The organism is Pandoraea anapnoica (assembly GCF_902459765.1).
GTDB lineage: Bacteria > Pseudomonadota > Gammaproteobacteria > Burkholderiales > Burkholderiaceae > Pandoraea > Pandoraea anapnoica.
In genome coordinates, this window is sequence record NZ_CABPSP010000001.1 from 93015 (window position 1) to 105540 (window position 12526).

13 protein-coding genes are annotated in these 12526 nt (G+C 63.2%); 8 read left to right on the forward strand and 5 right to left on the reverse strand.

Annotated features, from left to right (window positions below; genetic code table 11):
* The first annotated feature begins 14 nt into the window (after positions 1 to 14).
* Genes PAN31117_RS00455 through PAN31117_RS00465 form a run of 3 tightly spaced genes read left to right on the forward strand, consistent with a single transcriptional unit; the run spans position 15 to position 2883 of the window.
* Positions 15 to 965, forward strand: a complete 951-nt coding sequence (locus PAN31117_RS00455; RefSeq protein ID WP_150736473.1) for a complex I NDUFA9 subunit family protein — start codon at positions 15 to 17, stop codon at positions 963 to 965.
* 26 nt (positions 966 to 991) lie between these two features.
* Positions 992 to 1636 (forward strand): glutathione S-transferase family protein, encoded by a 645-nt coding sequence (locus tag PAN31117_RS00460; RefSeq protein WP_150736474.1) that lies wholly within the window; start codon positions 992 to 994, stop codon positions 1634 to 1636.
* A complete protein-coding gene (locus PAN31117_RS00465; protein WP_150736475.1) occupies positions 1633 to 2883 on the forward strand; it encodes a multifunctional CCA addition/repair protein in 1251 nt (416 codons plus the stop codon). The genes PAN31117_RS00460 and PAN31117_RS00465 overlap by 4 nt, the downstream gene beginning before the upstream one ends.
* A gap of 109 nt (positions 2884 to 2992) precedes the next feature.
* Here PAN31117_RS00465 and PAN31117_RS00470 read toward each other — a convergent pair whose 3' ends face one another.
* From PAN31117_RS00470 to PAN31117_RS00480, 3 genes are all read right to left on the reverse strand, one after another.
* On the reverse strand, positions 2993 to 3904 hold the full coding sequence (locus PAN31117_RS00470) for a glutamate/aspartate ABC transporter substrate-binding protein (protein WP_150736476.1): 912 nt from the start codon (positions 3902 to 3904) through the stop codon (positions 2993 to 2995).
* Positions 3905 to 4162: 258 nt separating this feature from the next.
* Positions 4163 to 4357 (reverse strand): DUF2905 domain-containing protein, encoded by a 195-nt coding sequence (locus PAN31117_RS00475; protein WP_044453465.1) that lies wholly within the window; start codon positions 4355 to 4357, stop codon positions 4163 to 4165.
* A gap of 64 nt (positions 4358 to 4421) precedes the next feature.
* Complete coding sequence (locus PAN31117_RS00480; protein ID WP_150736477.1) at positions 4422 to 5636, reverse strand: class I SAM-dependent methyltransferase; 1215 nt, start codon at positions 5634 to 5636, stop codon at positions 4422 to 4424.
* A 256-nt stretch (positions 5637 to 5892) separates the two neighbouring features.
* Between PAN31117_RS00480 and PAN31117_RS00485 the strand changes: the two genes are divergently transcribed.
* The 5 genes from PAN31117_RS00485 to glmS all read left to right on the forward strand — a co-directional run bounded on the left by PAN31117_RS00485 (position 5893) and on the right by glmS (position 11586).
* The gene (locus tag PAN31117_RS00485) at positions 5893 to 6744 is read left to right on the forward strand and encodes an SDR family oxidoreductase (protein ID WP_150736478.1); all 852 of its coding nucleotides are present in this window, start codon (positions 5893 to 5895) and stop codon (positions 6742 to 6744) included.
* A gap of 21 nt (positions 6745 to 6765) precedes the next feature.
* Entirely contained in the window at positions 6766 to 7161 is a 396-nt protein-coding gene (locus PAN31117_RS00490; RefSeq protein WP_150736479.1) for a dihydroneopterin aldolase, read from the forward strand.
* Between the two features lie 13 nt (positions 7162 to 7174).
* On the forward strand, positions 7175 to 8131 hold the full coding sequence (gene ttcA / locus PAN31117_RS00495; RefSeq protein ID WP_150736897.1) for a tRNA 2-thiocytidine(32) synthetase TtcA: 957 nt from the start codon (positions 7175 to 7177) through the stop codon (positions 8129 to 8131).
* Between the two features lie 155 nt (positions 8132 to 8286).
* Positions 8287 to 9648, forward strand: coding sequence for a bifunctional UDP-N-acetylglucosamine diphosphorylase/glucosamine-1-phosphate N-acetyltransferase GlmU (gene glmU, locus PAN31117_RS00500; RefSeq protein ID WP_150736480.1), 1362 nt, complete (start codon positions 8287 to 8289; stop codon positions 9646 to 9648).
* A gap of 108 nt (positions 9649 to 9756) precedes the next feature.
* The gene (gene glmS / locus PAN31117_RS00505) at positions 9757 to 11586 is read left to right on the forward strand and encodes a glutamine--fructose-6-phosphate transaminase (isomerizing) (RefSeq protein ID WP_150736481.1); all 1830 of its coding nucleotides are present in this window, start codon (positions 9757 to 9759) and stop codon (positions 11584 to 11586) included.
* Between the two features lie 123 nt (positions 11587 to 11709).
* Here glmS and PAN31117_RS00510 read toward each other — a convergent pair whose 3' ends face one another.
* Together PAN31117_RS00510 and PAN31117_RS00515 are read right to left on the reverse strand one after the other, a co-directional pair.
* Complete coding sequence (locus tag PAN31117_RS00510; RefSeq protein WP_150736482.1) at positions 11710 to 12066, reverse strand: VOC family protein; 357 nt, start codon at positions 12064 to 12066, stop codon at positions 11710 to 11712.
* On the reverse strand, positions 12063 to 12488 hold the full coding sequence (locus PAN31117_RS00515; protein ID WP_150736483.1) for a DUF3224 domain-containing protein: 426 nt from the start codon (positions 12486 to 12488) through the stop codon (positions 12063 to 12065). Before PAN31117_RS00515 ends, PAN31117_RS00510 begins: the two co-directional genes overlap by 4 nt.
* Between the last annotated feature and the right edge of the window lie 38 nt (positions 12489 to 12526).

Consider the following 12526-nt stretch of genomic DNA (forward strand, 5'->3'; position numbering starts at 1 on the left):
CGCGGAGGTGACGCATGCGCTATAACGTTTGTGTCGTCGGTGGCACTGGCTTCATCGGCAGCCATCTGGTGGCCCGGCTGGTTACGTTGGGACACGCCGTGCGTTTGCCGACGCGGCGTGTCGAAGCCGCCAAGGCGCTCGGTGTGCTGCCCGGCGTGGAACTCGTCGAGTGCGACGTGCACGACCCGCGCGCCCTTGAGCGCGTGATCGCGGGCAGCGACGCCGTCATCAATCTCGTCGGTATTCTGCATAGCGACCGCGGCACGCCCTACGGCCGTGCGTTTGCACGGGCGCATGTAGAACTGCCGCGCAAGATCGCGCAGGCCTGCAATGACCGTGGCGTTACCAGGCTGATTCATATGAGCGCGCTCGGCGCGGATTCGAACGGCCCGAGCATGTACCAGCGCTCGAAGGGCGACGGCGAGGCGGTCATTCGCGAGTCGGGCACTGCGGCGACGATCTTTCGTCCGTCGGTGGTCTTCGGCCCCGGTGACCATTTCCTGAATACGTTTGCGAAGCTGCAACGGCGTCTGCCGGTCGTGCCGTTGGCCAGTGCGAACGCGCGCTTCCAGCCGATCTATGTGACGGACGTTGCGCAAGCGTTTGCGCGGGCGCTGGAATGCGACGCCACCATCGGTAAGACGTACGAACTCGGTGGGCCTGAGGTGTACACGCTCGAAGCGCTGGTGCGTTTCGCGGGCGCCGCCTGCGGGTGTGAGCGTCCTATCCTGCCGCTGCCCGACAGCACCGCACGGCTTCAGGCCGCGATCTTCGAGAAGCTGCCGGGCGAGCCGATCATCACGCGCGACAATCTCGATTCGATGACGGTCGACAACGTACTGACCGGCCCGCTGGCCCCGGAACTCGATCTGACGCCGAACGGCCTGGAAATCGCCGTCGACTATCTCAACGGTGGCAACTGGGAAAAGCGGATGGCGGACTATCGCCGCTTCGCCGGACGCTAGGGGCTGCGCGGGCAAAGAAGGTCCTCATGCAACTCATCATCGCCAACAAAAAATACTCCTCGTGGTCAATGCGTCCCTGGGTGCTGCTCAAGCACTTTGGCATCGCATTCGAAGAGAAGAACGTGTGGCTCGCGCAGCCCGATTCGCGCGAGCAGATCCTGCGCTATTCGCCCACGGGCAAGGTGCCCTGTCTGATTGACAACGGCATCACCGTCTGGGATTCGCTCGCCATCTGCGAATATCTGGCCGACGCCTATCCGCATCTGCCGCTGTGGCCGAAGTCGCTGGGCACTCGCGCACATGCCCGTAGCATCTGCGCCGAGATGCACAGCGGTTTCACCGCTTTGCGCACGAATATGTGGATGAACGTTGCGGCCCACTGGCCCGGTGCCGGTGCGACACCCGAGGCGCTCGCCGACGTCCGTCGCGTCGAAGCGATCTGGGAAGACTGCCTCGCGCGCTACGAAGGTCCGTTCCTCTTTGGCGACTTCTCGATTGCCGACGCGTTCTATGCGCCCATCGTCATGCGCTTCGCGACGTTCGAGCCCGCATTGTCGCCGCACGCACAGGCGTATGCCGAGCGCATCCGCGAAGTGCCTGCCGTGCAGGCGTGGGTGGCGGCCGGGCGCGCGGAGACGCAGAGCGTCGCTTTCTACGACGTGCGCCCATGAAGATTTACGCCGTCGGCGGCGCGATTCGCGACGCCATGTTGGGACTGCCTGTGAAGGACCGCGACTATGTCGTGGTCGGTGCGACGCCGGAAGAGATGGTGCGACAGGGCTTCCGTCCGGTGGGGCGCGACTTCCCGGTGTTTCTGCATCCCAAGACACAAGCCGAGTACGCGCTGGCGCGCACCGAGCGCAAAACGGCGCGCGGCTATCACGGCTTCTCGTTCTACTTCGCGCCGGAAGTCACGCTGGAAGAGGATCTGATCCGGCGCGACTTCACCATCAACGCCATGGCGCGTGAAGTGCTGCCGGACGACAGTCTGTCCGACGTGCTGGTCGATCCCTACGGTGGCAAGCGCGACCTGGACGCCCGTGTGTTTCGTCATGTCGGCGAAGCGTTTGCAGAAGATCCGGTGCGCATTCTGCGCTGCGCACGTTTCGCCGCGCGCTTCACCGACTTCACCGTTGCCGACGAGACGATGGCGCTGATGCAGACGATGACGGCCAACGGCGAGGTCGATGCGCTGGTAGCCGAGCGGGTCTGGCAGGAAATTTCGCGCGGGTTGATGGAGCATCGCCCGTCGCGAATGTTCGATGTTCTCCGTGAGTCAGGGGCGCTCGCGCGCATTCTGCCGGAAGTCTCCCAGTTGTGGGGCGTGCCGCAACGTGCCGACTTCCATCCCGAGGTGGACACCGGCGTGCATGTGATGATGGTGCTCGACTACGCCGCGCGGCAGGGCTATTCGCTGCCGGTTCGTTTCGCCGCGCTCACGCACGATCTCGGCAAGGGCACCACGCCGGAAGACGTCCTGCCGCGTCACATCGGACACGAGGGACGCAGCGTCGGTTTGCTTGGCCCGTTGTGCGCGCGGTTGCGCGTGCCGGTCGAGTGCCGTGAACTGGCGCAGGTCGTGGCGCGCGAGCATGGCAACATCCATGCAAGTCAGAAGTTTGGCGCGGGTGCGCTGGTGCGCCTGCTGGAGCGGTGCGACGCACTGCGAAAACCGGAGCGGTTCCTCGAAGTGCTGCAAGCGTGCGAGGCCGATGCACGTGGACGTGGCGGTGATTTCGCGACGGCGCCGTATCCGCAACGCGAGCGTTTGCTCGCGGCGCTGGACGCGGCACGAAGCATCGATGCCGGAGCGGTGGCGGGGCAATACGCAGACAACCCGGGGAAGATTCGCGAAGCGGTTCAGGCCGCGCGCATCGATGCCGTCGAGGCGGCAGGGTTCGTCGGCGAAGACAACTAAGCCATTCGTTGGCCCGAACGACAGAGGGGCATGCGAGACTTCCGAATCTCGCATGCCCCTCGTTGTTTGCTTCGCTATCGCGTCGCTTTCCCCACCGCCCTTGTCTTGCTTACTCGAACGCCTTGTCGTTCGGGTTCGCGTAGAGCTGCTTGAGCTGCTCGCTCATCGGGAAATTGAAGTTGATGTTCTTCGGCGGCACCGGCGTCTCGAACCACTTCTTGTACATGGCGTTGATCTCGCCGCTCTTCATCACGCCGGCGAGCGTGTCGTCCACCAGCTTTTTGAACTCGGTGTCGCCGTGCTTCATCATGAAGCCGTACGCTTCGAACGACTGCGGCTTGCCCGTCACGACCCACTCATCGGGATTGCGGCCCATCGTGCGCGCACCGGCGAGCAACACGTCATCCATCATGAACGCCTGAACGCGTCCGCCCTGAAGCATGGTGAACGACTCGCCGTAATCCTTGCCGGAAATGACGTTCATGCCCATCTTCTTCTCGTTGTTCATCTTGTTCAGGATGCGCTCCGAGGTCGTGCCAGCATTGGTCACCACGGGCTTACCCGCCAGATCCGGGAAGTCCTTGATGCCGGAATTCTTGTTCGTCAGGAGGCGCGTGCCCGCGACGAAGAACGTGTTCGAGAAATTGACCTGCGACTGACGCGCCGTGAGGTTCGTCGTCACGCCGCACTCGATGTCGACCGTGCCGTTCTGCACGAGTGCGATGCGGTTCTGCGACGTGACGGGAATGAAGCGGACTTGCAGATCGGGCTTCTTCAGACGCGTTTTGACGGCGTCGACGACCTTGTTGCACAGGTCTTGCGAGTAACCGATGACGTTGTGACCGTTGTCGTAGTACGAGAACGGAATCGACGATTCGCGATGGCCGATGGAAATCACGCCGCTGCTTTCGATCTTTTGCAGCGTCTCCGATGCGCCCTGCGCCAGCGTCGCACCGGCCGCCAACGTCATCGCTACGGCCAGCACCCCGCGCATCACCCCGGTCAATCGCGTCTTGATCATGTCCTGCTCCTGAAATGGTCTTCCCGTGATTCATCATTGAATCATTTGTTTCATGTTAATTTTTTTGCAACAAATGATCAAATCATAGTTAACCCGGAAAAACGACAAGGGCATGCCTCACGGCGTGAGACGCGACGGTGCGGAGAACCGATGGCGGGGACTTACGGGGAAGACGGGCGGTGTGGCGAGAACGAGCGAGGCGCCGCTGACGCGCGGCGTTGCAACGGGTGTTGCGGCGGTTGCGGAGTGCGGCGACTGTTACAGCAAACGAATCAGCAGGTTGAAGACGAGCGAGAGCAGCACGGTCGAGGCGAACGGGAAGACCATTTCCTTCCCGCGCCAGCGCAGACGCACGTCACCGGGCAAGCGGCCGATACCGAGTTTGGTCAGCCAGGGGGCGGCTGCCGAGAGGACGCAGATCGCGAAGAAGATGGTGAACATCCAGCGAAACATCGGGGCGGCCTCTCGGTTGGGTGTGATTTGGACGCGTGTTGGATGTGATGTCCGGCGTAGCGGATCAGAGCGCGTGACTGCGGTCGCCGTTGACGAAGCCGACCAGACCGGCCCATTCGTCCATCGCGCGTCCGAAGGCGATGACCTTGAAGAGTTCGCCCATCTCGGCCTCGGAGAGCAGTTTCTGAGCGGCGGCAGCCGCAGGCAGGAACGTCTTCGGATCAAGCGGATCGAGCGCGCTCATCAGATCGACGATACCCGCATTCATCAGGAAACGCGCCTGCGACGTGAAGCCCAGCAGGTCGAGACCGGCTTCCACACCGGCGTCGGCGATGCCCGAGAATTCCACGTGCGCGGTGATGTCCTGCAAGCCGGGGTAATAGAAGGGGTCGTCGTGCGCGTGGTGACGGTAGTGGCACATGAGCGTGCCGCCTGCGCGTTGCGGATGGTAGTACTCGCGTGCGGGGAAGCCGTAATCGATCAGCAGCAGCAAGCCGCGCGCGAGCAAGGGGGCGACGCTGCGTACGAAGGCCGAGGCGGCTTCGTGCGTCTCCGTCAGATATTCCTGCGTCGGGGGCAGATCGGCCAATGCGTGGAGCGCCCCCGGCAGCGGGCCGGTGTAAAGCCGCTCCTCCCACGCGAAGCCTTCCGGCGTGCGCACGACACCGCGCTCGAACCAGACCGGCTGACCGCTGGCGTCCGGGCGGCGCGCCCACAGGCGCACGGGCATGGCGTCGAGGACTTCGTTGCCGATCATCGTGCCGTGGAAGGCGTCGGGCAACTGGTCGAGCCACGTCACGCGATCGAGCAGATGAGGTGCGGCTTTTTCGATGGTGTCACGCTGGCGGGCGCGAAGCTCACCCGAGAGTTCCATGATCGAGTACTGCTCGCACGGCGTGCCTTCGGCTTCGAGCGCGAGCAGCAGATCGGCGGCGAGGCGTCCCGAGCCTGCACCGAATTCCAGTACCTGCGCGTCGCCCGTCTGTTCGAAGACTTCGCCGATCTGGCGCGCGAGCGTGCGCGCGAAGAACGGTGTGAGTTCCGGCGCGGTGACGAAGTCGCTGCCGTCGGCGGCGAGGCGTCCGAACTTGGCGGCGCCGGCGGCGTAATAGCCGAGGCCGGGTGCGTACAGCGCCAACTCCATGAAGCGGTCGAACGGCAACCAGCCGCCGTCCGCGTCGATGGCGTCGGCAAGATATGCCGTGAGACGGCGCGAGTGTTCGAGCGCGTCCGTCTCCGGAACGGGTAAACTATGGGGTTTCGGTGCGGCCTGATTCATGCGGGCATTGTAACGGAGACGGTGCAGACTGGCTGCTATGGTTGAGATAGTGCGTCTGTGGGCGAATTCGACGTTTTTTACGCCGATTTTTGCCGGTTTTCGATTGTTTTTGCGTGTTTTTCACCAGTTTGCGCAACGCGCGGCTTCCGTCAGGAGCCCTGCCGAAGGCTCGCAGGCTGTCGTGTCCCGCTGCCGCTGAAGCCTCAGGCCGCCCGAAGTTCGTTCATCCGCCCGCTCAGATACAGGAATTCGCCGCATGACCGTTGCATCGACGCCACGCCCTGTCCCCGACGCAAACGACGCCGCTCGCACGTCCGACGTGCTGCGCGTGTCGCGTGTTGCGCTGGTGACCGGCGGCGCACGCCGCATCGGACGCGCCATCGCGCTGAAGCTCGCGAGCCTGGGCTGGGACGTCGCCGTGCACTACGAGCGCTCGCATGACGAGGCGCTTGAAACGGTCGCCGCCATCGAGGCGATGGGCCGCCGCGCGGTCGCATTGCAGGCGTCGCTCGCCGACGAAGCCGCCACCGTCGCGCTGATCGGGCGTTGCCGTGAGGCGCTGGGCGTACCGACGTGTCTGGTGAACAATGCGTCGCGCTTCGAGTACGACTGCGCCGACGATTTCGGCTACCAGGCGCTGGAGCGCCACATGCGCGTCAATGCAGGCGCGCCGCTGGTGCTGGCGCGCGAGATGCACGCGGCGCTCGGTGAGGCCGGGCGTGGCGTCATCGTCAATCTGCTCGATCAGAAGCTGGCGAATCCGAACCCCGATTACCTGTCGTACACGCTGTCGAAGGCGGCGCTCGACGTGGCGACGACCTTGCTGGCACAAGCCTTTGCACCGCGCCTGCGGGTTGTCGGCGTAGCCCCGGGTGTCACGCTCCTGTCCGTCGACCAGACGCCAGCGGGCTTTGCCGCCGCGCATGCGTCGACGCCGCTGGGCGCGTCGTCCACGCCGGACGACATTGCCGAAGCCGTCGCCTATCTGGCGCAGGCGCCCGCCGTCACCGGCACTGTGTTGTATGTGGACGGTGGCCAACATCTCGCGAGTTCGTCGCGCGACGTGAAATTTCTGACCGAGCCGGCCGATGCCGACCGGTCTCGTTGATTGTCATTACGAGTCTTCAAAATGCATAGCGCTCTTTCCCACCCCCGCCTGATGGACTGCCGTCGCATGTTCCTGCGCGACTACGAGGTGTTCATCAACATCGGCGTGCACGATCACGAAAAGCGTGGCGAGCAGCGCGTGCTGATCAACGTGCAACTGTTCGTCCCGCTCGCCGAGAGCACGCCCAGGGAAGACAAGCTCGACGAAGTCGTGGATTACGACTTCATGCGCGAGACCATCGCCAAGCGCGTGGGGCAGGGCCACATCCATTTGCAGGAAACCCTTTGCGACGACGTCGCGCGTGCGCTGCTGGCGCATCCGCGCGTTCGTGCTGTGGGTGTGTCGACCGAGAAGCCCGACGTCTACCCCGATTGCCACTCGGTCGGCATCGAAGTGTTTCAGATGAAGGATGCCTGACATGAGTGCCGTCATGCCCGAGACCGGCGCGCCACTGGCCGCGACCGGCAATGCCGTCGCCGCCGACAGCGTGAAGAAAGCGCAGAAGCTCGCGTTCGAGAACAATAAGCTCGAAAAGCGCCTGTTCCGTCTGACGGGGCAGGCCATCGGCGACTACAACATGATCGAGCAGGGCGATCGCGTAATGGTGTGTATGTCCGGCGGTAAGGACAGCTACGCCATGCTCGACATCTTGCTCAAGCTGCGCGAGCGGGCCCCGATCGACTTCTCCATCGTCGCCGTCAACCTCGATCAGAAGCAGCCCGGTTTTCCCGAACACGTGCTGCCGGATTACTTCCGTTCCATCGGCGTGGACTTCCACATCGAGAATCAGGACACGTATTCCATCGTCAAGCGCGTGGTGCCCGAAGGCAAGACCACATGCTCGCTGTGCTCGCGTCTGCGTCGCGGCATTCTTTATCGCGTGGCCGGCGAACTCGGTGCGACGAAGATCGCGCTGGGCCACCATCGCGACGACATCATCGAGACGCTGTTCCTGAACATCTTCTACGGTGGCAAGCTCAAGGGCATGCCGCCGAAGCTGCAATCGGACGACGGCAAGAACGTGGTGATCCGACCGCTAGCGTATGTGCGCGAGCCGGATCTCGAACGTTATGCCGAGTACAAGCAGTTCCCGATCATTCCGTGCACGTTGTGCGGCAGCCAGCCGAACCTGAAGCGCGCCGAGATGAAGTCGCTCATCCGCCTGTGGGAAAAGCAGCACCCGGGGCGCATCAAGTCGATTTTCAGCGCGTTGTCGAACGTGGTGCCGTCGCATCTGATGGACACGAACCTTCACGACTTCCGGAATTTGCGTGCGACGGGGCAACCCGACCCGCTCGGCGACATTGCGTTCGACGAAGCGCCCTGCGGCGATGAGGACGATGCGGGCATCATCCGCATCAATCAATTGACGCAATTCGACGACTGATCGACATCGACGGCTGACGCACGACCGGCGAGCACTTTGCGAACCGAATCGTACGCCAGACGGCGTTCTCAGTGATCCCCGCGCCGTCATCGGCCGGGGACGCGAGATCCAGACACACAGACACAAGCCTTCCACTTTCGAATCGTCACGACGCCATGAATATTGTGATTCTCGCCGCCGGCATGGGTAAGCGCATGCGCTCGAAGTTGCCCAAGGTGTTGCAGCCGCTGGCCGGCCGCCCGCTGCTCTCGCACGTGATTGCGACGGCGCGTCAACTCGCGCCGGGCAAGCTCATCGTAGTGATCGGCCACGGTGGCGATGCCGTGCGCGAAGCCGTGTCCGGTGACGACATCCTGTTCGCAGAGCAGGCGCAGCAGTTGGGGACTGGGCACGCCGTGCAGCAAGCGGCGTCGCAGCTCGACGAATCGGTGCCCACGCTCGTGCTGTACGGTGACGTGCCGCTCACGCGCGTTGAAACGTTGCAAGGGCTGCTCGATGCGGCGGGCAACGACAAGCTGGGTGTGCTCACCGTCGATCTCGACAACCCGACAGGCTACGGCCGCATTGTGCGTGACGCCGCAGGCAACGTGCAGCGTATCGTCGAACAGAAAGACGCCAATGAGGCCGAGCTGGCGATTCGCGAGATCAATACGGGTATCGTCGTCGCCCCGACGCGCGCGCTCAAGGGATGGCTCGGCGGCCTGAAGAACCAGAATGCGCAGGGTGAGTACTACCTGACCGACGTGATCGCCTGTGCGGTGGCGGACGGCGTGTCCGTCGTCACCACGCAGCCGGCGTTTGCGTGGGAGCCGAACGGCGTGAACGACAAGGCGCAACTGGCCGAACTGGAGCGCGATTATCAGCGCAATGCGGCGGGCGCGCTGCTCGCGGCTGGCGTCACGCTGATCGATCCGGCGCGCTTCGATGTTCGCGGGGAGATCGTCTGCGGCACCGACGTTTCCATCGATGTGAACTGCATCTTCGAAGGCAAGGTCACGATCGGCGACGGTGCGACCATCGGGGCGAACTGCATCATTCGCAACACCACGATCGGTGCGGGCACCTGTATCGAGGCGTTCAGCCATCTGGACGGCGCAGTGGTCGGGTCGGATGCCGTCATCGGACCGTACGCGCGTCTGCGTCCGGGTGCCGAGCTGGCGGACGACGTGCACATCGGCAACTTCGTGGAAGTGAAGAATGCGTCGATGGCCAAGGGTTCGAAGGCGAACCATCTGGCGTACGTCGGCGATTCGACCGTGGGTGCGCGCGTGAATATCGGTGCGGGTACGATTACGTGCAACTACGACGGCGCGAACAAGCACCGCACGATTATCGAGGACGATGTCTTCATCGGTTCGGACACGCAGCTCGTCGCGCCCGTCACGGTCCGACGCGGTACGACGATTGCTGCGGGCACGACCGTCTGGAAGGACACGCCGGAAGATGCACTGGTGCTCAACGGCAAGACGCAGGAAGCGAAGACGGGTTATGTCCGCCCGCGCAAGCAGAAGCAGTAAAATCGGCGGTTATGTGCTGGCGCATGTTCCATTGGCGTGCGCTGGTGAGTGAACACGGATCTCATCCGATAGAACGAGTCAGAGTTTCTGGCACTGAGGAAGGCGAATATGTGCGGCATTGTCGGCGCGGTGGCGCGGCGAAATATTGTACCGGTGTTGGTTGAAGGTTTGCGTCGTCTCGAATATCGTGGCTACGACTCCTGTGGCGTGGCAGTGCTTAAGGACGGCGTGCCGCAACGCGCACGCAGCGTCTCGCGCGTGGCTGACCTCGACGAGCAGCTTGCCCAAACGCAATTGACGGGCGAGACGGGCATTGCCCACACGCGCTGGGCAACGCACGGCGCACCGGTCACGAACAACGCGCACCCGATTTTCTCGCGCGACGAAGTGGCGCTGGTTCATAACGGCATCATCGAGAACCACGAGAGCCTGCGTGACGAATTGCGCGGTCTTGGCTACGAGTTCGTGTCGCAAACCGACACCGAAGTCATCGCCCATCTGATTCACCACATTCTGTCCAACGGCGCGGCTGGCGATCTGTATCAGGCGGTCCGTCTGGCGACGCGTCGTCTGCATGGCGCTTATGCCATTGCCGTGTTCCGTAAGCAGGAGCCGCATCGCGTCATCGGTGCACGTGCGGGCTCGCCGCTCGTGGTCGGAGTGGGCGAGGGCGAAAACTTCCTCGCGTCGGACGCGCTGGCGCTGGCTGGCACAACCGATCAGTTCATCTATCTGGAAGAGGGCGATGTCGTCGAACTCACGCTGGACGGCGTGAAGATCGTGGATCGCAACGATGCGGCTGTCGAGCGCGAAGTGCGCACCGTTCAGGCTTATACGGGCGCCGTGGAGCTGGGACCGTATCGTCACTACATGCAGAAGGAAATCTTCGAGCAACCGCGCGCGATCGGCGACACGATGGAAGGCGTCGAAGGTATTTCGCCGACGCTTTTCGGCGAGAAGGCCGAAGCGGTGCTCAGCAACGTCGATTCGATTCTGATTCTGGCGTGCGGCACGAGCTACTACTCGGGCATGACGGCGAAGTACTGGTTGGAGTCGCTGGCGCAGATTCCGACGCAGGTCGAAGTGGCGAGTGAGTATCGTTACCGCGACAGCGTGCCGAATCCGAAAACGCTGGTCGTGACGATCTCGCAATCGGGCGAGACGGCCGACACGATGGCGGCGCTCCAACACGCGCAATCGCTGGGCATGACGAATACGCTCGCGATCTGCAATGTGGGGACGAGCGCGATGGTGCGTCAGACCGCGTTGCATTACCTCACGCGCGCGGGCACGGAAATCGGCGTGGCGTCGACGAAGGCGTTCACGACGCAGCTCACGGCACTGTTCCTGCTCACGCTGACGATTGCGAAGTTGCGTGGTCGTCTGAGCGCGGCGCAAGAGGCGGACTATCTGACGCAGTTGCGTCACCTGCCGTCGGCACTGCACAGCGTGCTGGCGCTGGAGCCGCAGATCATTGCGTGGGCCGAAGAGTTTGCTCGTCGCGAAAATGCGCTGTTCCTGGGGCGCGGTCTGCACTACCCGATTGCCCTGGAAGGCGCACTCAAGCTCAAAGAAATCTCGTACATCCACGCTGAGGCATATCCGGCGGGCGAACTCAAGCATGGTCCGCTGGCGCTGGTGACGGATCAGATGCCTGTTGTGACGGTGGCCCCGCGCGACGCGCTGGTGGAGAAGCTGAAGTCGAACATGCAGGAAGTGCGCGCCCGTGGCGGCCAGCTGTATGTGTTCGCCGATGCGGACACGGAGATTGCGAATGCCGAAGGTCTCCATGTAATCCGTATGCCGGAGCACTACGGCCAGCTGTCGCCGATTTTGCACGTCGTGCCGCTGCAACTGCTCGCGTATCACACCGCCTGCGCTCGCGGCACCGACGTCGACAAGCCGCGCAATCTCGCGAAGTCGGTCACGGTGGAGTGAGATGACGAAGGGGCTGGCGTTCACCGGCCCTGTCGGCTAGTTCGGAGAGAGGCACCTACGGGGGCCTCTTTTGCTTTGTACGCTCAGCGATGTCGACGTGAGTCGTTCCCGGACATCGGTGGCTTAAGTCGCTGCCGACCAGACCGCGAGTTCGTAACCATCGGGATCGACGAAGTGGAAGCGGCGACCGCCGGGAAACGAGAACACAGGACGGCTGATCGTTGCACCGGCCGCTTCGACACGCTGTTGGGCGTCGGCGAGGTCGTCGGCGTAGAGGATCACCAGCGGGCCACCGGGACGAACGGCCTCTCCCGTCGTGAGGCCACCTGTGAGGCGACCGTCGCTGAATTCCGTGTAGGTCGGACCGTAGTCGGTGAAGGTCCAGCCGAACACGCTGCCGTAGAACGCTTTGCTGCGTGCGATATCGGAGACGTTGAATTCGATGTTGTCGATCTGACGATCGCGGCCTTGGTGACTCATGTCGGTTCTCCTGCGGCAGACGGTTCGTCGGGAAGGGCATAGCGGAAGTCGTAAGCGTGCTTCCCCTCGGCGATCTCGATGACGAGGCTGCCGGTCAGGCCCGTCAGTGCATCGGTCCCGGAATCGGGCACGACGGTAATGGACTGCGTGGGCACACCGCGCGTCATTGTCGAGCTGTGTTGCAACACAAACGTTCCGTTGCGTCCATGAAGCGCACCGCGCACGGTTTCCATGGCGACGTAACCGGCTGAGCCGGGTGTGCTGCTGCGAAACGCCAGCATCTCTCCCTGACCGGTTGCCCTCAGATCCCCGTGATACGTCTTGTCCAGCGAGAGACGGCTAAGCCCTGTGTCCTGCGCAACGGCACTCAACGCTTCCGGCCCGAGCTGAACATCGAAAAGCCCTTTGGCTGTTTGATTCACTTTTGTACTCCTCCGGTGGAATATGGGTACTGTGTTTT